This window comes from Desulfotalea psychrophila LSv54, from assembly GCF_000025945.1.
Classification (GTDB): domain Bacteria; phylum Desulfobacterota; class Desulfobulbia; order Desulfobulbales; family Desulfocapsaceae; genus Desulfotalea; species Desulfotalea psychrophila.
This window is the reverse complement of record NC_006138.1, coordinates 2,096,350-2,117,446: the sequence shown is the minus strand read 5'-3', so window position 1 is coordinate 2,117,446 and position 21,097 is coordinate 2,096,350. Positions and strand designations below refer to the sequence as shown.

Annotated in this window: 22 protein-coding genes and 1 tRNA gene; 11 read left to right on the top strand and 12 right to left on the bottom strand. The window is 46.8% G+C overall.

Annotated features, from left to right (window positions below):
• Nucleotides 1–58 precede the first annotated feature (58 nt).
• The 3 genes from pstA to pstB are packed head-to-tail and all read left to right on the top strand — an operon-like array spanning nt 59 to nt 3,291.
• Nucleotides 59–1,321 carry a phosphate ABC transporter permease PstA gene (gene pstA / locus DP_RS09610; protein ID WP_011189123.1) on the top strand — a complete coding sequence of 421 codons (1,263 nt, stop codon included), beginning with the start codon at nt 59–61 and terminating at the stop codon, nt 1,319–1,321.
• A gap of 42 nt (nt 1,322–1,363) precedes the next feature.
• Nucleotides 1,364–2,404 (top strand): PstS family phosphate ABC transporter substrate-binding protein, encoded by a 1,041-nt coding sequence (locus DP_RS09605; protein ID WP_011189122.1) that lies wholly within the window; start codon nt 1,364–1,366, stop codon nt 2,402–2,404.
• A 56-nt stretch (nt 2,405–2,460) separates the two neighbouring features.
• Nucleotides 2,461–3,291 carry a phosphate ABC transporter ATP-binding protein PstB gene (pstB, locus tag DP_RS09600; RefSeq protein ID WP_049785062.1) on the top strand — a complete coding sequence of 277 codons (831 nt, stop codon included), beginning with the start codon at nt 2,461–2,463 and terminating at the stop codon, nt 3,289–3,291.
• A 62-nt stretch (nt 3,292–3,353) separates the two neighbouring features.
• On the opposite strand, the gene DP_RS09595 is transcribed toward pstB, so the two are convergent.
• Entirely contained in the window at nt 3,354–3,788 is a 435-nt protein-coding gene (locus DP_RS09595; protein ID WP_041277856.1) for an arsenate reductase ArsC, read from the bottom strand.
• A gap of 392 nt (nt 3,789–4,180) precedes the next feature.
• Between DP_RS09595 and DP_RS09590 the strand changes: the two genes are divergently transcribed.
• Together DP_RS09590 and DP_RS09585 are read left to right on the top strand one after the other, a co-directional pair.
• A complete protein-coding gene (locus DP_RS09590; RefSeq protein ID WP_011189119.1) occupies nt 4,181–4,570 on the top strand; it encodes a RidA family protein in 390 nt (129 codons plus the stop codon).
• A 39-nt stretch (nt 4,571–4,609) separates the two neighbouring features.
• Nucleotides 4,610–5,416: a M90 family metallopeptidase gene (locus DP_RS09585; RefSeq protein ID WP_041277855.1), complete on the top strand. Its 807-nt coding sequence runs from the start codon at nt 4,610–4,612 to the stop codon at nt 5,414–5,416.
• Nucleotides 5,417–5,440: 24 nt separating this feature from the next.
• Here the strand turns inward: DP_RS09585 and DP_RS16860 are convergent, their stop codons facing one another.
• Nucleotides 5,441–7,135: a serine hydrolase gene (locus DP_RS16860; protein WP_162096647.1), complete on the bottom strand. Its 1,695-nt coding sequence runs from the start codon at nt 7,133–7,135 to the stop codon at nt 5,441–5,443.
• 741 nt (nt 7,136–7,876) lie between these two features.
• Here DP_RS16860 and DP_RS09575 point away from each other — a divergent pair.
• On the top strand, nt 7,877–9,127 hold the full coding sequence (locus DP_RS09575) for a serine hydroxymethyltransferase (RefSeq protein ID WP_041277854.1): 1,251 nt from the start codon (nt 7,877–7,879) through the stop codon (nt 9,125–9,127).
• A gap of 81 nt (nt 9,128–9,208) precedes the next feature.
• On the opposite strand, the gene trhA is transcribed toward DP_RS09575, so the two are convergent.
• The 5 genes from trhA to yqeB form a co-directional block, all read right to left on the bottom strand.
• Nucleotides 9,209–9,856 carry a PAQR family membrane homeostasis protein TrhA gene (gene trhA, locus DP_RS09570; protein WP_011189115.1) on the bottom strand — a complete coding sequence of 216 codons (648 nt, stop codon included), beginning with the start codon at nt 9,854–9,856 and terminating at the stop codon, nt 9,209–9,211.
• Between the two features lie 93 nt (nt 9,857–9,949).
• Entirely contained in the window at nt 9,950–10,480 is a 531-nt protein-coding gene (locus DP_RS09565) for a rhodanese-like domain-containing protein (protein WP_011189114.1), read from the bottom strand.
• Between the two features lie 213 nt (nt 10,481–10,693).
• A complete protein-coding gene (locus tag DP_RS09560; RefSeq protein WP_011189113.1) occupies nt 10,694–10,894 on the bottom strand; it encodes a cold-shock protein in 201 nt (66 codons plus the stop codon).
• 352 nt (nt 10,895–11,246) lie between these two features.
• A tRNA-Met gene (locus DP_RS09555) sits at nt 11,247–11,323 on the bottom strand.
• A 186-nt stretch (nt 11,324–11,509) separates the two neighbouring features.
• Nucleotides 11,510–12,322: a selenium-dependent molybdenum cofactor biosynthesis protein YqeB gene (gene yqeB, locus DP_RS09550; RefSeq protein ID WP_228130136.1), complete on the bottom strand. Its 813-nt coding sequence runs from the start codon at nt 12,320–12,322 to the stop codon at nt 11,510–11,512.
• A 527-nt stretch (nt 12,323–12,849) separates the two neighbouring features.
• On the opposite strand from yqeB, the gene DP_RS09545 reads away from it, so the two are divergent.
• Together DP_RS09545 and DP_RS09540 are read left to right on the top strand one after the other, a co-directional pair.
• The gene (locus DP_RS09545) at nt 12,850–13,299 is read left to right on the top strand and encodes an NfeD family protein (RefSeq protein ID WP_041277853.1); all 450 of its coding nucleotides are present in this window, start codon (nt 12,850–12,852) and stop codon (nt 13,297–13,299) included.
• 10 nt (nt 13,300–13,309) lie between these two features.
• Entirely contained in the window at nt 13,310–14,251 is a 942-nt protein-coding gene (locus tag DP_RS09540) for an SPFH domain-containing protein (protein ID WP_011189110.1), read from the top strand.
• A 62-nt stretch (nt 14,252–14,313) separates the two neighbouring features.
• On the opposite strand, the gene DP_RS09535 is transcribed toward DP_RS09540, so the two are convergent.
• Entirely contained in the window at nt 14,314–15,486 is a 1,173-nt protein-coding gene (locus DP_RS09535) for an iron-containing alcohol dehydrogenase (RefSeq protein WP_011189109.1), read from the bottom strand.
• Nucleotides 15,487–15,840: 354 nt separating this feature from the next.
• On the opposite strand from DP_RS09535, the gene DP_RS09530 reads away from it, so the two are divergent.
• Nucleotides 15,841–16,716, top strand: coding sequence for an AraC family transcriptional regulator (locus tag DP_RS09530; RefSeq protein WP_011189108.1), 876 nt, complete (start codon nt 15,841–15,843; stop codon nt 16,714–16,716).
• 184 nt (nt 16,717–16,900) lie between these two features.
• Here the strand turns inward: DP_RS09530 and DP_RS09525 are convergent, their stop codons facing one another.
• Nucleotides 16,901–17,338, bottom strand: coding sequence for an Hsp20/alpha crystallin family protein (locus DP_RS09525; RefSeq protein ID WP_041277852.1), 438 nt, complete (start codon nt 17,336–17,338; stop codon nt 16,901–16,903).
• A 535-nt stretch (nt 17,339–17,873) separates the two neighbouring features.
• Here DP_RS09525 and DP_RS09520 point away from each other — a divergent pair.
• Nucleotides 17,874–18,065, top strand: a complete 192-nt coding sequence (locus DP_RS09520) for a ferredoxin (RefSeq protein ID WP_011189106.1) — start codon at nt 17,874–17,876, stop codon at nt 18,063–18,065.
• Between the two features lie 105 nt (nt 18,066–18,170).
• Complete coding sequence (locus tag DP_RS09515) at nt 18,171–18,668, top strand: ferritin-like domain-containing protein (protein WP_156792255.1); 498 nt, start codon at nt 18,171–18,173, stop codon at nt 18,666–18,668.
• 306 nt (nt 18,669–18,974) lie between these two features.
• Here DP_RS09515 and DP_RS09510 read toward each other — a convergent pair whose 3' ends face one another.
• The 3 genes from DP_RS09510 to DP_RS09500 are packed head-to-tail and all read right to left on the bottom strand — an operon-like array spanning nt 18,975 to nt 20,975.
• The gene (locus DP_RS09510) at nt 18,975–19,127 is read right to left on the bottom strand and encodes a bacterioferritin-associated ferredoxin (RefSeq protein ID WP_041277851.1); all 153 of its coding nucleotides are present in this window, start codon (nt 19,125–19,127) and stop codon (nt 18,975–18,977) included.
• A gap of 3 nt (nt 19,128–19,130) precedes the next feature.
• Entirely contained in the window at nt 19,131–20,522 is a 1,392-nt protein-coding gene (locus DP_RS09505) for an MFS transporter (protein WP_011189104.1), read from the bottom strand.
• A gap of 12 nt (nt 20,523–20,534) precedes the next feature.
• Nucleotides 20,535–20,975, bottom strand: a complete 441-nt coding sequence (locus tag DP_RS09500) for a MarR family winged helix-turn-helix transcriptional regulator (protein WP_011189103.1) — start codon at nt 20,973–20,975, stop codon at nt 20,535–20,537.
• Between the last annotated feature and the right edge of the window lie 122 nt (nt 20,976–21,097).

Genomic DNA, 21,097 nt, shown 5'->3' with positions numbered 1-21,097 from the left:
CCTCGCTGATATTTATTGAAAATCTTAATTTTTCAAATCACCCATAAGTAAAAAAAAAATGAATACACTCGCCAGCATACAAAATAGTGCAAAACTACAGAGTCGATATCGCAAGGACCGTTGTTTCCGTCTTGCCGGTGTCTCTGCCATAGCTGTAGCTCTCTGTTTTATTGCCTTTCTCTTCTCTGATATTTTTACCCATGGCTATAAGGCCTTTGAGCAGACAAAAATAGAGCTTGAGGTGGAGTTACGACCAGCAGATTTCGTAGGCGAAAACCTTCGCCTGGCAAATTATCCGGCCATGGTGAAGAGATCTCTTTATGCCCTGTTTCCCGAGGTAACAGATCGACAGGATAAAAAGAGTCTCTATCGCCTGATCAGTCCCGGTGCCTCCTTTGAAATTCAGGATAAGGTACTTGCAGATCCGGCCATAATAGGCAGTCGACTGAAATTTTGGGTTCCTGCAAACGATGATGTGGATATGCTGATGAAGGGAGAAATTGATCGTTCTCTGCCTCAGGCCAATCGCCGGGTGAACGATCAACAGCTGGCTTGGATTGACAGCCTGGTGGCAAATAATAAAATAGAGATGGTTTTCAACACCACCTTTTTCACGGCGGGAGATTCGCGTGAACCGGAGTTGGCAGGAATTTTGGGAGCAGCCTGTGGTTCTTTCTATACTCTCCTCATCACCCTCTGCCTCTCCTTTCCCATTGGGGTGGCCACGGCAATTTATCTCGAAGAGTTTGCCCCGAGCAACAGGTGGACAGATCTGATTGAGGTAAACATCAACAACCTTGCCGCTGTGCCTTCAATTATTTTTGGCCTGCTCGGTCTTGCAGTCTTCATCAACATCTGGGGAATACCCCGCTCTACTCCGCTGGTGGGTGGGCTGGTACTCTCCCTGATGACCCTGCCAACAATCATCATTGCCAGCCGGGCCTCCCTCAAATCAGTGCCCCCCTCCATCCGTGAAGCAGCCCTTGGCGTTGGTGCCTCCAAGATGCAGACCATAACCCACCATGTCCTCCCCCTGGCCATGCCCGGCATGCTGACAGGGACAATCATTGGTATGGCCCAGGCCCTTGGTGAAACGGCACCCCTGCTGATGATTGGCATGATTGCCTTTATTGTCGACATTCCAGGTGGAATCACTGACCCCTCCACGGTCCTGCCCGTACAGATATATCTTTGGGCAGACAGCCCGGAACGGGCCTTTTCCGAAAAAACCTCAGCGGCCATCATGATCCTGCTGCTGTTTTTAATCTCCATGAATGCCGCGGCGGTATTCCTGCGTAAGAAATTCGAAACAAAGTGGTAACACCAATAAACCCTACGGTAAAAAAACTACCAGGAGAAGAAGATGAAGGTAAAAACTGTTTTATTAGGCTGTACCATATCCTTACTGGCTGCGGGAACAGCCCTTGCGGCCCGTGATTATATTTCCGTTGTCGGCTCTTCAACGGTCTACCCTTTTGCGACGGTGGTTGCAGAGCAGTTTGGTAAAACGACGAATTTTGCCACTCCCAAAATTGAGTCCACAGGATCGGGTGGTGGTTTTAAACTCTTCTGCAGCGGTCTCGGGGTTAACTATCCTGATATCACCAACGCCTCCCGGGCGATCAAATCTTCTGAATTTAATCAGTGCCAGGCCAACGGGGTAGGAGACATTGTCGAGGTAAAGATAGGTTATGATGGAATCGTTCTGGCCAACTCTAAGGAGAGAGCTCCACTCAAGCTGAGCAGAAAGGAAATTTTCATGGCCCTGGCCATGCAGGTACCGGATCCTCAGGACCCTACTAAAATGATCGCTAACCCCTATAAGACCTGGCGGGATGTGAACCCCCAGCTCCCTGCCACCCAAATTGAAGTATTGGGTCCTCCCCCAACCTCGGGTACCCGCGATGCCTTTGTAGAGCTGGCCATGGAGAGTGGCGCCAAGCAGTTTGACTCCATCAAAGCCCTGAAGAAGGCAGACAAAAAGGCCTACAAAAAGATCTGCCACACCATCCGTGAAGATGGTGCCTATATTGAGGCAGGTGAAAATGACAATCTCATTGTCCAGAAACTCCAGGCAAATCCGGCGGCCGTTGGTATTTTCGGATTTTCCTTCCTTGAGCAAAATGCCGATCTGGTTCAGGGGTCTTTCATCGAAGGGATGGAACCGACCTTCGAGGCCATTGCCGACGGGAGCTACCCCGTCTCTCGGCCACTCTTTTTCTATGTAAAAAAGGCCCATGTGGATGTTATTCCGGGCATGAAGGGCTTTCTTGCTGAGTTTACCAGTGAAAAGGCATGGGGCGATGAGGGTTATCTGGCCGATAAGGGCATGATTCCCATGCCCGAGGCTGAGAGGGCAGAGTATGCCCAAGCTGTGAAAGAACTGAAAACCCTGAAAAAATAAATATTTTGCCAGCAGGGCTGATTACAGCCCTGCCGAACCAATTGAGAGCGATAACAATGCAACTCAGATTAGATACAAACGGAGAACTCTCCGAAACCTCCCAGCAGACCGTGGGCGTCCCCTTTGTTGAAAATGCCCGGATGACATGTCGTAAGGTCGACGTTCATTATGGCGAAAAATGTGCTATCAAAAACATTTCCATAGACGTTGGTCGCAACGAGGTGCTGGCCATGATTGGCCCCTCAGGCTGCGGCAAATCTACCTTTCTTCGCTGCTTAAACCGAATGAACGACAGCCTTGCCAGTTGTCGGGTGAGCGGCGATATCACTCTTGATGGGGTGAATATTTATGCTCCCACAGTGGATGTGGTTCCTCTGCGGGCCCAGGTGGGCATGGTCTTTCAAAAGCCCAATCCCTTCCCAAAATCTATCTTTGACAATGTTTCCTACGGACCCCGGATTCATGGCCTTGCCACCGGCAAGGCTGACCTCTCTGAAATAGTGGAGAGTTCTCTAATTAAGGCAGGCCTTTGGGATGAGGTGAAGGATCGACTTCATGAATCGGGTACAAGTCTGTCGGGTGGCCAGCAACAACGCCTCTGTATTGCCCGGGCCATTGCTGTCAGCCCCGAAGTTATCCTAATGGATGAGCCCTGTTCAGCTCTGGATCCCATCGCCACAGCCAAAGTAGAGGAGCTGATTGCCGAGCTAAGCACTCAGTACTCTATTGTTATTGTGACCCATGCCATGCAACAGGCCTCCCGGGTCTCACAAAGAACTGCATACTTTCATATGGGTTCTCTGGTGGAGGTAGGAGCAACGGAGAAGATCTTTACCAATCCAGGTCATCAACTGACAGAGGATTACATTACCGGCAGATTCGGTTAATGCGGACAGCGGTGAAAATTCACAGATAGAGTGGAGCTGGTTGGAACTGTCCGACGAGCTTTCTATGCGGAGAGCCTCTCTGGCAGGGTGCGGACAAACTCGCCTATCTGATCCCGGACCCGGCGGTAACAGTCCAGCTGTACCTCCGCACCGGCACCGGCTGCTGCCAGTTCACGAGCCATGGCGGGAGGATCATCAAAGCCCACATGCAGGGTCTTGGTAGCTCGGGGAAAGATAGGGCAACTCTCCTGAGCGTTACTACAGACGGTGATGACATAATCAATTTCCAGAGCAGAAAAATCATCGAGGTGCTGAGACCTCTGACCACTGATATCAATACCTGCCTCCCCCATTACCTGAACGGCGTGGGGGTTCATGCCATGAATTTCAACTCCTGCCGAATAGACGGTGAATATTTCAGGATGAAGATAACGGGTCCAGCCCTCGGCCATCTGGCTTCTACAGGAGTTTCCTGTGCAAAGAAAAAGTATTTTCATTATTCCGGAAAAGCAGTCAGAAGAGCTCCCAACTGACATAAAAAGGATTTAAGGCAAAATCTATAATCCCGCCTCAGACGAGGGTAGCATTTGCCCTGAGATATCGATTAAGAGAGATATCGGCCCATCTTAACCTTTCGGCACCTGCAGGGCAACATTGCCCTGCAATCACTTTTTTCTGCCTAGGTGCCATAAAAAAAAGCAGCTAGCATCTCATTCCTGCCTGTAAAAAAACACCTCTTCACTACAGGATAAAATAATCCTCTTTTCCTTGAAAAAAATGGCGCAGAGCAACCTGACAAACAGGGCTACCCGAGAACAGAGAGAAAGGAGGAATTTCCCCTCTGCTTTGTGTATAATAATTTTTTATTAATCTATCAGAGGAGAATGAGATGGCTGTTCAACAACGTAAAGTTATCAGTACTAAAGATGCACCCAATGCCCTCGGTCCATATTCGCAGGCAGTGAAAACCGATTCCATGGTTTTTGTTTCGGGGCAGCTGGGCCTTGATCCGGTAACGGGAGAGATTGTAGCAGGTGATGTCCAGACAGAAACACGCCAGGTAATGACCAACCTCGGGGCAATACTCTCGGCTGCGGGAAGCAACTTTGAGTTAGTGGTAAAAGCCACTGTCTTTGTTGCAAACCTCACTGATTTCGCCAAGATCAATGCAGTTTACGCAGAGTTTTTTGGCGAAGAGGCACCTGCCAGAGCCTGTGTTGAGGTTGCCCACCTGCCCAAGAATGCCCGGGTTGAAATTGACCTTATTGCCCTTGTCTAAAAACGCTCACATCTGAAATATTTTAAGGGGGAAATGGCTATGCTGAACTGGTTGAAAGAACGTCGGCGAGGAAAAATTTTGCAGGAGCCCTTTCCCTGCCACTGGCGAGATATTTTACAGGAGAATTTGGTTCACTATAAATATCTTAGCGAAGATGAAAAAAAGACAGTGGAAGATCTCTCTCAAGTATTTATAGCAGAGAAAAACTTTGAGGGCTGTGGCGGACTTGAACTCAATGATACCATAAGAGTGATCATCGCAGCCCAGGCCAGTCTTTTAGTACTTGGCCTCCCCTTATTTCAGTACAGTAATATTGACTCTGTTCTAGTCTATCCAACTACCGTGACCATTCCGCCTGCCAGACAATCAGTTTTTTCCATGGGTGGATCGATTATCCCCGATCAGCAACAGGTTCTCGGCCTAGCCTGGCAACAGGGGGCCGTAGTTCTGGTCTGGGATGCCGTTCTCTCCGGGGCAAGGCATCCGGAAAGAGGCCATAATGTGGTATATCATGAATTTGCCCATATTCTTGATATGCGTGATGGCCGGGCAGATGGTACCCCGGAACTGCATAGCAGAGAGCTCTATATGCAGTGGGTGAAGACTTTTACCGAAGAATTTTTACGCCTGCGCCAAGAGACTGAACGGGGACAGTCTACCCTGCTTGATTCCTATGGGAGCCTCAATGAAGCAGAGTTTTTTGCCGTGGCAACAGAGCTCTTCTTTGATCGTCCCCTGAAAATGCAAGATGAATACCAACGACTCTACCAGGTACTCTCCTCCTACTATCAGCAGGATACCGCCGACCGAGAGCGCCACTATCGCCAGTTAGAAGGAGACAAGTAGAGGCAGAGAATCGAAGAAAAACACCTATCTCAACCTATGTTCTTTCTTCATCTCCCGATAGACAAGAGTTGACACCTGACGAATCACCTTACTTCGTGAGGCAACCCAGGCACCGTAATTTGCCGATCGAGATTTTTTCTCAATAATACCCACAATAACATATGGGTAACGAGAACCACTTCTGGTTTTAGGCACTAAAATACCCATATCGCCACAGAGATGTGCTGTTGAACCTGTCTTGTTATAGACCAAAGTTCCACGGGGAATGGGAGTACCAAAGTAGAGCCGATCCCGACCAGGCAGGGCCATAAGACGCCTCATCTCTTTTGAGTGAGGCAACTTCCTGTCCCAAAGTTCTCGCAAAAAACGAACATAATCAGATGGGTATGCACGGTTTTTATATGTACGTCCTCCGGCTGGAATATACTCCTTAAGCTCAATCCCCTTAAAAATTTGCGGATAGTACTTGGTCAAAATAGCCTCGCAGGCCCGAGGCCCACCAACCTGACGCATGACCCAGTTAGTTGATGAATTACTGGATCTCTGAATCATGGCCGTCATATTACGCCTGCTCCTTGGGCCATAGGTCAGTTGACCAGCCTGCACCTTATGGAAGAAGGCAAGGGCCACAAATGGTTTGATCATGCTTGCTGTTTGAAATTTCCGATTAGCGTTAATATCAACAATTGACTCACCGGTGGCAAGATCAAAAACCATCCAGCCCGTGGCTTCATCTCTGGAAATTTTTCCCTTCTGACGAAGCTTGGCAATATAGGCTTCAATAGATTTTTCAACTTTCCGTGAAGATGACCTTTTTACCCGTAGGGTGCTGGAAACCGTTTTATGCACCCTCTTGCCACGTCCCGTCACCTTGGCAATATATACTTTCTTAACCGCCTGCAACTTAATTTTCTCGGCAGGAAAGACAATGGAGGGTAAGCCAGGCAAAGCCGGCGATAACGGCAGAATATTTTTTTCCTGCACAATCACTATTTCATCGCCAACCTGTGGTGCCGATAAAACATCCATCACAGTGCGCTCGCCCTTAACGACAACTACCTTCTCTTCATCCTCATCCAGCAGACTCGACTCGCCAAAAACAACCTCATTATTATTTTCTTGCGTAATAGAGGGCCTTATCTTCTTCAAGCGGAGTATTCTGCCATGACGCCTGGCCACCACACTGGTTGACTTCTTCGTACCTCGCCTACGATAGATCAGGGTATAATTGCCCTTTGCTGTTTTTTCGATAAAGAGATTACGGCCAACATCCTCACCTAGGGTTGCATAGACCTTATTATAAGTCCTTTTCAGAGCATCAATATTTGGCCCCATCCCATAACTGACATTATAGAGGCGGGAAAAGCCCTGCTCCATTGATGCATAGGGCTGATCAAAACCTGCCTTCTCAAGCAAATCTACATGTTTCACCAGAGTACTGGCTACAGATTGTGACGAATCACCGCCATTATAGATAACAGCATATTTTTTGCCCTTACTGACAATCCTCAATTTATCACTAATTGTTGTCCCCAGAACAGGCTCAATATCATCCTTATAGTCAAGGGCAAGATCAATATCATCGGTGAGCAGATAGACAATATTATATTTCTCAGCAGCAAAAACCTGCTGAGGAAGGGCCACAACAAATAGAAAAAACAGAAAAAAGCACTGTCCCCATAGCTGTAGCGGTTTATTTTTATATAAGGTCAAGTTCATCAATTTCATCTTGTCATTAGCCTTTATAGAAGTAGGTACAATTCATAACCTACCTTCTTTTACCCCTCTATGGGTTTGATTTCAAGTAAGACCTACCAGCAAACAAAGATCCTGTAAGCAACAATATAAGAAGACTAACCTAAAAAAAGACGAGATATTTCCTTTCTCCCCGAACGAAACGCTCCTCCTCCACATCCTCCCACATTCAGGCAAATGCCTCGTACAAGAACAGCAAAGAGACCATCCTCACCATTATCCGTTGCAATATCAGCCAAGGCCAGAGTCTGCTCAGCTTAATTTGTTTTTAGGTTGCTATATTTACATGATTACTTATCATTCTAAATTCTATCACAATATTTCTTAATATTTATTTTTTATTAAAAAACGGCACAATTGCTCATTTGGGCAATTTTTTAACTGGAAATTGACAAACTGATCATCAAAGCACCTATTTTTATCTGTAATTCACAGTTTCTCCGTGCAAACAGCAATTTTTTAGTATATTGTCCTGCCCATATTGGTTTTCTATGGGAGGCTAAAATAGCCAGATTGGCTTTCACCAACACATTGCCACCTGAAATGTCACCTATAGGCCAAAGCCCATGCTCATTTTTTCTCCAGCCACATAGGCAGCAGGAGAGATCAACCTGTTCCTAACAAGGAATATACCATTTTTTAGCACGTGCGGTACCACAGTAATAATTAAAACTCTGGGTGCACAAGACCGAACGAGGAGATGCAATGACAGCTTTACAACAGCAAGATCCAGAAATTTTTTCTTTAATCCAACAAGAAGAGGTACGTCAGCACAATAAGATTCGTCTCATTGCCTCAGAGAACTATGTATCCTCGGCTGTGCTTGAGGCAACAGGTTCTATTCTTACCAATAAATATTCAGAAGGATATCCCGGCAAGCGCTACTATGAGGGGCAACAGCTTATTGACCAAATAGAGAGCATTGCCATTGACCGGGCAAAGGCTGTTTTTGGCGCAGAACATGTTAACGTACAGCCATACTCAGGATCTCCTGCTAATATGGCCGTCTATCTCGCCTTCCTAAAACCTGGCGACACCATCCTGGGAATGGCACTTCCCCACGGTGGACACCTTACCCACGGTTCCAAGGTAAGTATTTCTGGTAAATATTTTAATGCCGTCTCCTATGCACTCAACGAAGAGGGCATACTGGATTACGAAGAAATTCGTAACAAGGCCCTTGAATGCAAACCAAAAATTTTGATTGCCGGTCACTCTGCATATCCAAGGATACTCGACTTCGCCAAGTTCCGCGAAATCGCCGATGAGGTTGGGGCTTTGCTGATGGTTGATATGGCCCACTTTGCAGGACTTGTTGCCGGTGGCGTTCATCCCTCTCCATTTCCATATGCCGATGTAGTTACCACCACCACCCACAAATCCCTCCGCGGCCCACGTGGGGCAATGATCATGTGTAAGGCTGAATATGCCAAGGCAATCGACAAGGCTGTATTCCCGGGAATGCAGGGCGGTCCACACGACAGCACCACCGCAGCCATTGCCGTTGCCCTGAAAGAGGCTAGCACAGATAGCTTCAAAAAATATACCGCTCAGGTAGTCGAAAATGCAGCAAGCCTTGCCGATGTACTTATTGAGAAAGGTTTTAATCTGGTAACAGGTGGCACAGAAAACCACCTTATGCTCATTGACCTTTCCAACAAAAACATTACCGGCAAGCAGGCGGCAAAGGCCCTTGATGCTGCAGGCATTGTTCTCAACTGCAACTCTGTGCCCTTTGATAAGCGCAAACCTTTTGATCCTAGCGGTATCCGCCTCGGCACCTGCGCAATCACCTCAAGGGGTTTTGCCAAGGCTGAGATGGTAATACTCGGTAACATGATGGACAGAGTTGTCAATAATTTCGAAGACAGCGCAGTTCTTGCCGAAATTGCCCAGGAAGTACAAGCTCTCTGTGATAAATTTCCTGCCCCAGGACTCGAACACATTGCAAAATAATCGTCTTTCCTAAAAAGATGAATAAAAAAAGGCTGATATCCACAATGGATATCAGCCTTTTTTGTATCAATGGAAAACGACCTAAGTCATAAGATAAGCAGAGATCGCCACATAGTGACAACTCAAGCCAGCCAGGACAAAACAGTGCCAGATAGCATGATTAAAGGGCATTTTTTTTACCAAATATAGCAGGGCCCCCACGCTATAAACAACTCCCCCCGCGAACAACCAATGCCCGCCAAGACCTAATTCCCCAGAAAAAGAGCCATAGAGAAATATGGCAAGCCACCCCAAGCCCAAACAGAGAGGAATCTCCACCCAAACCTTATGCTTAAAGGGAATAAAGGCAACAATGATACCAAGCAGGGCAATAGACCAAATAATAGCAGTCCAAAAGATAGATTGATCACCCTGCAAAGCCAGAAGGGTAAAAGGTGTATAGGTCGCTGCAATAAATATAAAGATCATGCCATGGTCACAACGTCGTAACCACTTGCGTAGAACAGGTTTTTTCGCCAAATGATACAGTGTAGAGCTGGTAAGCATCAAGACCATGCCACCACCAAAGACCGTAGCGCTGAGCCAATAGGGCCAACTGCTCATAATAAAGGCCTGATGAAGCAAATAACAGAACCCCACCACCGCCCCCAAAGCACCAAGACCGTGGGAGAGAACATTTAATCTCTCTTCAACCCGTCCATAGGCGGGTATTGCTGCCTTATATGTCATTGATTCTCTACCTCTCTATTCACTCATGAGCTCAAGGAAACGTCCTACCAAGAGCAATGATAACAGGTTAAAGAGACAAAAACGATCCCTAGATTAAGCAGCTCTGTTCCAGGGAAGTTTCATAAGCATCTTCGCCATCATACAGGTACCACTCAATCCTGCAAAGAGAAGACCGGCACCAAAAAACGCCGTTGCTCCAAAAAATGAGGGATTTATAGTGGCCCCCAAAAAGGCCGTCAATAGAATCAAAGATCCAACAGTAATATGGGTCTGCCGTTCAAGAGAAATGGCCTGTTGCCCCTTTGTGGCAACCGGAAGTCCCCGCCTCTGCCAAGAGAGCAAGCCACCCTGCAAGCTCCAGATATTCCCACCATGTAAATTCGGCTGAGCCTCAAGTAGGCTAGCTGAGCGATTTCCTGATCGACAGAAAAAGACTATCTTTTTATCCTCTGTCAGCTGTAGTTGCTCAATTCTCTTAGCCGATACCAAACTCAAAGGCATATAGAGGGAATGGGCAATTTCAAGGGCCATAACCTCCGGCATAGTTCTTATATCTATCAGTACAGCCTCACCAGAATGAACCCACTGCTGCGCCTGATCCGCATCTACCTGTCTATTTTCCATACTAGCCTCTATAAATATTTAATAATCATTCCCAATAAAATAATACTAGAATGTCTTTATGCAAGAGGAATCAAGCTAAAAAATACAATTTAACGTCAGCTTTCTCATTTTTTATAAAAAAAAAGCCCCTTAGGAAATTAATCCTAAGGGGCTTCTTAATACCTTGGTCAAAAAAACCTCAAAGAGATTATTCTAACCTTATGTATTTACAACTTAAAGGGCGGTAACGTTTGCTGCCGCTGGTCCTTTAGCGCCGTCTTCGATCTCGAAAGATACGCGTGCACCTTCTTCGAGAGTTTTGAAACCGGAAGCATTAATGCTGGTGTGATGTACGAAAAGGTCATCTCCACCCTCTTGCTCGATAAAACCAAAACCCTTCGCATCGTTAAACCACTTTACAATTCCTTCAGCCATGACAATCTCCTAAACAAAGTTTAATGTCCCAAACCTGAGGTAGTACTTGTCATGCTGAATACATGCAACATATATAAAATCTGACAATTTTTCTTTTACCTAAAGTACTGAAACAGGGTAAGCTTTTATCACTCACCACTATTTAATTTCCTATATAAGCACACTCTGTGCATCTATAGGTTGTGTAACAGATCAGAGAAAAAACTTCCCTGCTGTCTGTTTCCTGATTCCACAGGCCGCTCTTAAAACTCAAAGAGTTTCATCTGGATCTTATCCAAGAGAGACGAAGTAGAAACAAAAACTCAAAAAAAAGGGCTTACAGCCAAAAAGCCTGTAAGCCCTTTTTTGAAATTGGTAGCGGGGGCTGGATTTGAACCAACGACCTTCGGGTTATGAGCCCGACGAGCTACCAAACTGCTCCACCCCGCGTTACGTGAACGTCACTATACATGAATGTTTTATCGCTGTCAACAATAAAAGCATCCTTATCCTTCTTTTTGTTCATTTCCCCAGGTTCTAGCCAAGAAAGGAGAATACTGCAACCGCCAGCCTACAACAAAAGCTAAGGCCCGGGGGAATCTGCCAACAAAGAGAAGAATATTTTTCAAGTATCCCTTAGGACAACATCCTATTAAGAGTATAGCTACACACAGCTTCCAACACCCCGCCGCCAATGGCAAGGGCCTTTTCGGAAACAGAATCGCAATAATTCACCAGGCCACGAGGGTCAATATCGGCAAGCTTACACCGCTTTCCCACCTGAATGTCAGTTGGAAGAAGGCCACGTAAAACCCCTGAAATTTCAGTACAAAACGGAACACCATCGACAGAACCAATAACGTCACCCGCCTCTACCAAGGCCCCTATCTGCAGAGGACTGGTATAAAATCCTGCCTGCTCAGCCCAAATAACACGTTCTGTCGTATAGCCCATAACAGCGCCTGGCTTACCGCTATTTGCAGTAGCGGGGCCGTCGGTAATAAGCCTACCAAGAAAATGTCCCCGCTTAGTTTCGACCACCCGATCTACATCATCTCCTGCAGAAAATCCCGGCCCTAATCCAATCACCAATGGGGCATGATCCCGTCTGGTGCCTAAATTTTTCTTTGCCAAAATAGCATCAACAAGAATATCTACATCCATCTCAGCAAGACAGGAGAGTTCCGGATCCACAAGAACAGGAATATCCCCGCCCTTCCAGGCAGAGAGCACATCCGCCTGAGAGGTAGCAAGAATGGCACCAACCTCCTCAACCCTATGCCCCTTCGCATAAACAATCTCAGAAAAAGAGACCGTTCGCCTTACGGCAAGAGGCTTTTCCTGCTCAAGCATCAGAATACGCTTAAAGCCAGCACGATAAAGCCGTAGAGCAACACCCGTTGCCAGATCTCCTGCACCACGAATAACAACTGTTGGTAATTCTATCACCTGCACCCTCCCAATAAAAAGACACGTCACATCGACGACATAAATATTCGCAAAAGACATTAATATCATATATCAATGTCCTTCCTCCTTCATAAGACGCAGAAGCACTTACCTGTAACTGCAACACTCACAAAAGCAGAGTCTCGCCCCACGCCAACAATCTGTTATAACATAGGATTATCTTGAAAAGAAAGAAATAGTTTTCCCCTATAGCGACAGGACTCTACAGAGCTGTTCTCCCAATAAACAAGAGAACGATACACAACCCACCTCCTACAGCTAACTACCTGCTCTCTTTCCTGAGGATGAGCTTGCACTCCTTATCAAGAGAAGAACCTCCACCCTGAGGACGAACATAAAAAAAGCCTCTTAGTCTTTGCCTCGATACAACTTTATAGTTGTCCTCCCTAGAAAAGAATTGAACCACGGCAGGGCAACAGATAAACTAAGAGAGTACAGATCGTCTCTATATAGTATGGAGCAATCGGTAGCCACCTCTCATCTCAACAGGTAAATTGGTTAAAAACATGACTCTTTCCTATTCGCTAATATGGTTTCTTGTGGGTGTTCTCTTTTTAATCGTGGAGTTGCTCCTGCCAGGCTTCATTCTGATTTTTTTCACAGCTGGATGCTGGATTGCCGGTTTAACAGCCTGGTTAACAGACATCGGCTTACCCACCCAGATATTAATCTTCATCATCTCCTCCCTGCTTTTTCTCTTTTCCCTGCGCAGGTATTGTCTAAAAACCTTCAAAGGGAGCACTCGTGATGATCACGAAGACCCATATATTAACTCAAAAATTGGCAAGACGGCACTGGTAACCAAGGAAATATCAGCAAATACGCCTGGCGAAATCAAGGTAATGGGGAGTTTCTGGAGAGCTGTTGCCGATGAAAGCATCGAAGAGGGACAATCTGTTTTAGTTACAAGCCAGGAATCAGAAGACGGACTTACCTTCAGAGTCAAAAAATTATAAGGAGTAGGATATGAATGAATCCATCATTGTCGTTGCTGTGCTTGCTGCCATAGCAATAATATTACTATTGAAGACAGCCACTGTAGTTCCACAGCGCTCAGAGTTTGTTGTTGAGCGTCTTGGCAAATATCGCCAATCACTTAGTGCCGGTTTCCACATCCTCATCCCCTTCCTGGACAAGGTTGCCTACAAGCGCTCCCTGAAAGAAGAGGTGATGAACATCCCCTCTCAGGACTGTATTACCAACGACAACATCACCATAGCCGTTGATGGCATCCTCTATATTCAGGTCATAGATAGCAAACTCTCTGCCTATGGTGTTGAGGACTATAAATATGCGGCAAGCCAACTTGCCCAAACCTCTCTGAGGTCAGTCATCGGCAGAATTGAACTGGATAAAACCTTTGAAGAGCGTGACACCCTCAACCAGCAGGTCGTTGCCGCCATAGATGAGGCCTCACAAAACTGGGGTGTCAAGGTTCTGCGCTACGAGATAAAAGATATCACCCCACCCCATAGTGTAATGGAGGCAATGGAGAAACAGATGCGGGCAGTACGGGAAAAACGAGCCACCATTGCCCTCTCAGAAGGCGATAGACAGGCCCGAATAAACCGCGCCGAAGGTCTGAAAAGAGAGGCCATTGCCGTCTCCGAGGGTGAAAAGCAAAAACGTATAAATGAGGCAGAGGGCCAGGCAAAAGAGATTGAAGTGGTCGCACAGGCCACAGCTGAAGGACTAAAAAAAGTTGCCAATGCCCTAAGCTTGGAAGGCGGGGAGACAGCGGCAAATCTACGCGTGGCAGAAAAATACGTTGTTGAATTTGGCAAACTGGCCAAGAAGAATAATACCATGATCATCCCCTCTAATATGGGAGAGATGTCATCGGTGGTGGCAACGGCCATGTCTGTTCTGGGGCATGTCAAAAAACCAGCCCCAATTCAAAAAGCGTAGGGCTAAAAAATGGGGGACAGGCCTATGCCTGTCCCCCTTACCTAAGACATTAAGAGGCTCTGCTACAGGGCCGCTTGCAGTATCCTCTTTGAAACCTCAAGGGTTACGTCGCCCCGTTCCGAAAGTGCCGTCATCCCATGTCTCTCAAGAGAGGTCAGTACCCTACCGATAAAATCTTCGCCGAGATCATAGGCCGAGAGTCTGGTGGGGATGCCCAGGCTTTGAAAAAATTCTTCGGTCCTGGCTATGGCCTGATCAATGCGCTCCTCCTCTCCACCTTCGGTGATAGACCAAACGCGCTCAGCGTACTGGAGTAGCTTCTCCCGCTTTTCTTGCCGGCGCACCCGCCAAATGGCAGGCTGAATAGTGGCCAGGGTCTTGGCATGATCAATACCGGTAAGGGCAGTGATCTCATGACCTATCATATGGGTGTTCCAGTCCTGAGGAACACCGGCACCAATGAGACCATTGAGGGCCATAGTGGAACACCAGACCAGGTTTGCCCTGGCATCATAATCACTGGGATCATCGATGGTTTTTTTTCCAACCTCTACCAGGGTCTGGAGAATACCCTCAGCAGTACGGTCTTGAAATCGTCCTTCGGCGGGATAGGTAATATACTGTTCCACGGTATGAATAAAGGTGTCCACAATACCGTTTGCCACCTGAGTTGCAGGCAGGGTATAGGTAAGGGTTGGATCTAAAATAGAAAACCTGGGAAAGGTATAAGGACTAAAGACCGGAAGTTTGTCTTCGCCGTCACTGATTACCGCCCCGTTGTTCATCTCAGAACCGGTGGCAGGCAGAGTCACCACTGTACCAAAGGGAATGGCACTGGCAACGGGTACCGGATTAAAACCGAAGTTCATCAGCTCCCGCTCTCTCCCTTGAAACTCTTTGGCATAGGAGGCAAGGGCAATGAACTTTGTTCCATCCATCACCGAACCGCCACCCACGGCAAGAAGAAAATCAATCCTGTTTTCACGCACATACTCAATTGCCTGAAGAAGTACGGTCAGGGCAGGATTTGCAGGGATGCCAGCAAATTCAAAGAGGCTTCGCTCCGATTTGCCCAGCTCAGCCTTAACCCTGTCGAGAGCACCTGTGCGCTGAGCGCTACCGCCACCGTAGGTAATGAGCACCCTGGCATCCTTAGGGACAAGATTATCAAGCTCCTGAAGCTGTCCTTCACCAAAAACAATATTTGTCGGGTTATAAAAACTAAAATTCAACATAGTGATATCCTTTTTTTGTTATAAGGGTGGCTTGAAAAATTAGGATTTTTCAATAAAGATCAAGGCATTCGTAAAATTTTACCACAGACATATAGGCAATATTTCGAGGATAGAATTTTTCGAATAACGCAGCAATTTGAAGAAAAGACTATTTTTCATGGTTCCCATAAATAGAGAGCTGCTTAGCCGCAATCTACATGTTTTGTTACATCAGCTAATATTTAAATAAATTTGAAAAAAAGAGAAGACACAAAGCCATCATTTTCATGCCTAATCCTACTGCCCCTATAAATAATCGCATTACCGGGCCGACCTGTTATGGTGAAAGAATCACATCTTATAAAAGGGGATAGCATGCAAACCATAGGCGAACTGATGAACAATCTGGCGACGGAGGAGGGGCTCAACGAAACCTCCCTCTCCAGAATTAAAATATTTAAGGCAAGTGCCTATTCACCCCGGGGCCCGCTCTGCTACAAACAAGGAGTTCTCTTTGTCGGTCAGGGCTCAAAGAGGGTATACCTCGATGACAAAATATATGAGTACAATCCCGAAAATTACCTGGTACTAACGGTGCCCATCCCTGCAGAGTGCGAGACCTGCGCGACGACACAAAAGCCAGTGCTCCTGATGATGGTAGACATTGATGTCCAACAGCTCAACCACATCATCATTCAGCTCGGCGACCAGCGCCCCCCTCCCTCCTATGCTAAAGAGCAACAGGGCCTTTTTCTTGGCAGGAGAAGTTCTACTATAAACGAGACCCTAAGAAGATTACTGCAAGCACTGCAAACACCACTGGAAAGCCACATCCTTGGCGAAGCACTTATCCAGGAGTTAATGTTTCGTCTTATCTGTGCCGAGGGCGCCGCCTCTCTCTATGCCCTTGCCAGCAACAATAGCAGGCTCTCCCAAATCGACAGGGCCTTAAAGTTCATAGATACACACTATCAGCAGGGCATTGCCGTAGAACAACTCTCCCAGCTAGTCAACATGAGTCCCTCTGTCTTCCACCGTGTTTTTAAGGAGATAACCGCCTCAACCCCCATCCAATATATCAAAAAAATCCGCTTAAGCAGAGCGCACTCCCTCCTCATCGGGCAGAGAATGCGAGTCAGTGAAGCGGCAGCTGAGGTGGGCTATGAGAGTAGCACCCAGTTCAGTCGAGAATTTAAACGCTATTTTGGCAACAGCCCCAGCGACTATTCCAAAACAAAGAGAGCAGAATAAACGATATGCGCTTAGAATTACGGTGAATTGAAGCAATAAATCTCGCCCCGTAATGAGAGTGGCAGTGGTGGGTTTATCATTGCAAGATACTGTTGACAAATGATAGTCAAGCCTCGGCCCCACGAGGAGGGGCTGCTCTGCCCCGCCCCATGGTTTGAAGCCAAAGCTGAAAAGAAAAGAGAAGCTACTTAATCTCCACCTCAATACTTGTCGGTTTTGCCTCTTCAGTTTTTTCAATTTTCAAATTGAGCATCCCGTCCTTATAGCTGGCATCAACCTTAGACTCATCGACATTTTCAGGCAGGGTGAAGCTCCGGGTAAAACTACCGTAATATCTCTCAACTCGATGGAACGTCTTGCCCTCTTCTTCTCTTTCCTGCTTTCTCTCTCCACAAATTGTAAGAACACCCTTATCTACCGTCACCTTAACATCTTCCCGTTTTACCTCAGGAAGCTCTGCCTTGATAATAAACTCTTTATCGGTCTCACTGATGTCCACCTTGGGAGTCCAGTCTTCGCTTGTAGCAAATCCCAGATCACTTAGCCTGGACGGCACTCTCTTAATATTGCGGTCAAAAACATCTTCAATCTCTCGCCAAGGATTCCATTTCACAAGCGACATAATGTTCCTCCTACTCCGCGGAAATATAGTCATTCACCCTCGTAAAAAGTTCCGCATCCAGAGCACAAGGGCAGCATCTTCCCCATAAATCGAGAAGATAGCCTCACCGACATTATATCTTTCGCTCTGGGCAATTTGAAATTAAATCTAAGCGCTGACATCGCCTTAGGGATAATAACCTCAATCGACTGACATTTTATTTTCACAGGAAGCTATTCCACCCTGCCCTCAGGTCGAACTGACACGGGAGCGGCTCAGCAAAAAGGCCACCCTCTCCCCAGCCAAAAACAGCTTATCCAACTGCCTGTTTTCCTAGCAAATTGTAACTTGTAAAAATAATCCTATTTTATTGAAGTTGAGGATGATAATGTTATAGATGAGTGAAATATTTTAGCTAGAAAACAACAACTAGCCCTTAATAAGCCAAGAGCTAAAACTCAAAGAAGAACCATGCCAGGTGCAAGGGTACCGATTTCACCAAATCTTGGTCAATCTGATTTGAGAGAACAGGGAAAATCAAAACAAGGAGAGTATCATGTCCGCAAAGGTAACAATTGACGAAGATGAGTGTATCGGCTGTGAAGCATGCGTAGAAACCTGCCCTGAAGTATTCGCCTTCAATGAAGATGAGACTAAGGCCTATGTTATCGACGGTGCCAACGAGGAAAGTGATTGCCTAGATGAGGCAATCGCCTCCTGCCCCGTAGAGTGTATTAGCAAAGAGTAACAGGCCCATAAAATGTGGCGCCTTGACGTTTTGCCGGGCCCCCTCGACAAAACGTCAAGCACCTAATTGATAGCGCATGATGAAACTCAAGTTTGGAGATTGATAATGGATGTCTATGAATTTGCCATGCAGATGGAAAAAGATGGGGAAGAGCATTATCTTGACTTGGTAAAGAGAAGCAGCTCACCAGGCCTGCAAAAGATCTTTACATTACTGGCCGGTGAGGAAGTTGAGCACTACAAATATATCGACCAACTGCGTCAGCAGAGTGCCGTGCCGCAGGTAAAAAACAGAAAGGTGCTGAAAAATGTAAGAAATATCTTTATTGAAATGAGGGAGCAAAAAGAAGCTACCCAAGCAGAAACGGCAATAACAATAGATGCATATCGACATGCCCGAGATATTGAGGAGAAGAGTAAGACCTTTTATTTAGAAAGGGCAAAAGAGACCAAGGATGGTAAGATAAAATTGATCTTTGAGCAACTGGCAGCAGAAGAAGAAAAACATTTACACATCATGCAGAACATAGTCGACTTCGTCTCAAGATCAGACCCCGGCAACTGGCTTGAAAATGCAGAATGGCATCATATTGATGAGTATTAGCAGGCTCTGCCGGCCTACGGTTGACTGTTGAGCACCACCGAAGACAGCTAAGAGACACCGGCTGACGAACCTCTATAGCAGGCCATTGTTGCCATGTCCCTCCAGAACTTTGCTGGCAAAATTTGCTCTACATCGCCCAGAGGCTCTTAGACCCCCTCTTACTATGCTGAGGGATAGTGCCTCTGCCAGCATCCGGGGGCGGGTAGCCCGGTGATTCGATCCCTCTCCACACTCTATCAATAATTGGGTCTAACCTCTCCCCTCTGCCATAATCTTGTTCACAACACGGTGAACATCGCCAAGACATCATCTACCCAGAGGATTTTTTTCAGCGCAGTTACAGTCCCCCTGCCCCTTGGCCTCTTTGATTTTTTCCAGCAGAGTTGAACGACCATGTCGAGCTATATCAGCCCTGACATCCTCTTCACTATATTTAAAGCAATAACATACAAGCTCCATAACCTACTCCCTATTAGCCAGAGGTTTAGCCCGCCCCAGTGATAAAAAGATACCCAGCACTCCCATACCAGTAAAGATCAGCATGCCGTTTTGCAGACTCTTCATAAAGAGGGGAATATTCTCCTCGGTGATGGGCGTATGACCCATAAAATGAGCTAGCAACAGGGATGAGATTGCCATGCTACTGAGCATCCCCAAGGTACGCACCGTAGCTGTCAGACTTGAGGCCTGCCCATATGCCTCCCGTGGCACCGAGTTCATGATAACAGTCATATTGGGCGAGGAAAAGAGGCCAAAACCTACCCCCATGATAGCAAATATCACGGCAACCATAGCAATGGAGCTCTCCCTATCTATGAGGGTTGCCAGACCAAGACCTATGGTTACGACGATCATCCCCAGAGTGGCTATTTTCCCCGGAAAAATTTTATCGGCAAGTTTTCCTGAAAGAGGGGCAAGGATACACTGAACAAGGGTTTGCAAAATGAGAAGGGAGCCCGCCACCTGGGGAGAAAGACCTTTAACACTCTGGAGATACAGACTAAAGAAGAAGATAATACCAAAGCTTGCCCCATAGTTGATCAGGGTGGTAAGCACCGTAAAAAAGAGCACCCGATTGCCAAGAATCATGCGAACGTTGAGCATCGGTGACTTTACCCGCGTCTCCAGCCAACCGAAAAAGCAGAGACCGGCAATACCGGCTGTGCCCAAGTACAGAGCATATCCCCCCACCATTTCCTGCCCCACTACCCCAATGATCAGAGAGGCAAGAGAGATCATATAGACAGTGCTGCCGCGATAGTCGAATCTTTGATTGGGACTGCCCCACCATTCACCCTTGAGCGATTTCAAGCAGAGAAAAAGGGCCAGGCTGGCAAGCAGACCGGTAAAGACGAAGAGCCACTGCCAGTTAAAGTGAGAGACAATAACGCCCCCCAGGGCTGGCCCTGCTGACAGCCCCGCGTAGATGGAGGAGATAATAATCCCCATACTTCTTCCGCGCCGCTCCGCGGGAACGACGGAGGTAAGAATGGCAAAGGTAGTGGTGGTAATAAGTGAAACACTGACTCCCTGAAAGAATCTGATGACCAGAAACTGCTCCATGGACCGGGTGGCAGTAAGGGCGAAGGTACAGAGAATAAAGCCACAGATCCCCGTGAGAAATATCTTTTTCCGACCAAGTATATCTGAGATCTGCCCGGCTGCCAGGAGGAATGTGCTTAAGCCAAGGATATAGACCATTTCCGCCAGGCCAAGCTGAAAGGCACTTGCGGAAAAGTACCGACCAATTGTAGGCAGGGCGACGCCTACCCCGGAAGCCATAAAGGGAGTGATAAACTGGACAATACACACCAGAAGGACGGTGGAAAATTCATTTTCTTCTCTAGAACTCATTTCTATAACCTATTACTCATTTATGGATGGCTTTAACATATTGACAGACACCTTATCAAGGAGGAGGAGGAGCTGTTCCTTCTCTGCTTCTGAAAACCCCGCCAGGAAGGTATCATTGAGGCCATCAAGCATTCCGTAAAAATCGGGACCAAGAGTAAGAGCCTTGCTGGTTGGATAGAGCCGTTTTTTTCTCCGGTTATCCGGATCAACTACCCTTTCGATCAGCCCCTGCTCTTCAAGCTTTGCCGTTTGTCGGGCGGTAGCACCCTTATCAATAAAATATTGTCTGGAAAGCTCATCCTGATTTATCCCCGGGCTTTCAAGAATAAAGGCCAGAAATGGGATCTGACTCTCCCTGATGCCGAGCGCATGGGCACGGGGCTCGGCCGCTAAACGTTGGAGACGAAATATTTTCGCAATGCATGCGCCTAAACTCTTTTTTCGAAAAGCCATGGAAACCCCATATTGATTGTTGACACGACAACTGTTGATTGGGCAACAGTACTTTTTTTTCAAAAAAAGTCAATAAACGTTGATCGAAAGTGGCAAGAAGAGGCCCTTTCTCAGTAGAAGAG

Coding starts and splice junctions, on each gene's coding strand:
- DP_RS09510 (WP_041277851.1), bottom strand. CDS start 19,127: ATGGAGCTTGTATGTTATTGCTTTAAATATAGTGAAGAGGATGTCAGG.
- DP_RS09590 (WP_011189119.1), top strand. CDS start 4,181: ATGGCTGTTCAACAACGTAAAGTTATCAGTACTAAAGATGCACCCAAT.
- DP_RS09575 (WP_041277854.1), top strand. CDS start 7,877: ATGACAGCTTTACAACAGCAAGATCCAGAAATTTTTTCTTTAATCCAA.
- DP_RS09585 (WP_041277855.1), top strand. CDS start 4,610: ATGCTGAACTGGTTGAAAGAACGTCGGCGAGGAAAAATTTTGCAGGAG.
- DP_RS09525 (WP_041277852.1), bottom strand. CDS start 17,338: ATGTCGCTTGTGAAATGGAATCCTTGGCGAGAGATTGAAGATGTTTTT.
- DP_RS16860 (WP_162096647.1), bottom strand. CDS start 7,135: ATGAACTTGACCTTATATAAAAATAAACCGCTACAGCTATGGGGACAG.
- DP_RS09505 (WP_011189104.1), bottom strand. CDS start 20,522: ATGAGTTCTAGAGAAGAAAATGAATTTTCCACCGTCCTTCTGGTGTGT.
- DP_RS09560 (WP_011189113.1), bottom strand. CDS start 10,894: ATGGCTGAAGGAATTGTAAAGTGGTTTAACGATGCGAAGGGTTTTGGT.
- pstA (WP_011189123.1), top strand. CDS start 59: ATGAATACACTCGCCAGCATACAAAATAGTGCAAAACTACAGAGTCGA.
- DP_RS09545 (WP_041277853.1), top strand. CDS start 12,850: ATGACTCTTTCCTATTCGCTAATATGGTTTCTTGTGGGTGTTCTCTTT.
- DP_RS09520 (WP_011189106.1), top strand. CDS start 17,874: ATGTCCGCAAAGGTAACAATTGACGAAGATGAGTGTATCGGCTGTGAA.
- DP_RS09535 (WP_011189109.1), bottom strand. CDS start 15,486: ATGTTGAATTTTAGTTTTTATAACCCGACAAATATTGTTTTTGGTGAA.
- DP_RS09605 (WP_011189122.1), top strand. CDS start 1,364: ATGAAGGTAAAAACTGTTTTATTAGGCTGTACCATATCCTTACTGGCT.
- DP_RS09500 (WP_011189103.1), bottom strand. CDS start 20,975: ATGGCTTTTCGAAAAAAGAGTTTAGGCGCATGCATTGCGAAAATATTT.
- DP_RS09595 (WP_041277856.1), bottom strand. CDS start 3,788: ATGAAAATACTTTTTCTTTGCACAGGAAACTCCTGTAGAAGCCAGATG.
- pstB (WP_049785062.1), top strand. CDS start 2,461: ATGCAACTCAGATTAGATACAAACGGAGAACTCTCCGAAACCTCCCAG.
- DP_RS09515 (WP_156792255.1), top strand. CDS start 18,171: ATGGATGTCTATGAATTTGCCATGCAGATGGAAAAAGATGGGGAAGAG.
- DP_RS09540 (WP_011189110.1), top strand. CDS start 13,310: ATGAATGAATCCATCATTGTCGTTGCTGTGCTTGCTGCCATAGCAATA.
- DP_RS09530 (WP_011189108.1), top strand. CDS start 15,841: ATGCAAACCATAGGCGAACTGATGAACAATCTGGCGACGGAGGAGGGG.
- trhA (WP_011189115.1), bottom strand. CDS start 9,856: ATGACATATAAGGCAGCAATACCCGCCTATGGACGGGTTGAAGAGAGA.
- DP_RS09565 (WP_011189114.1), bottom strand. CDS start 10,480: ATGGAAAATAGACAGGTAGATGCGGATCAGGCGCAGCAGTGGGTTCAT.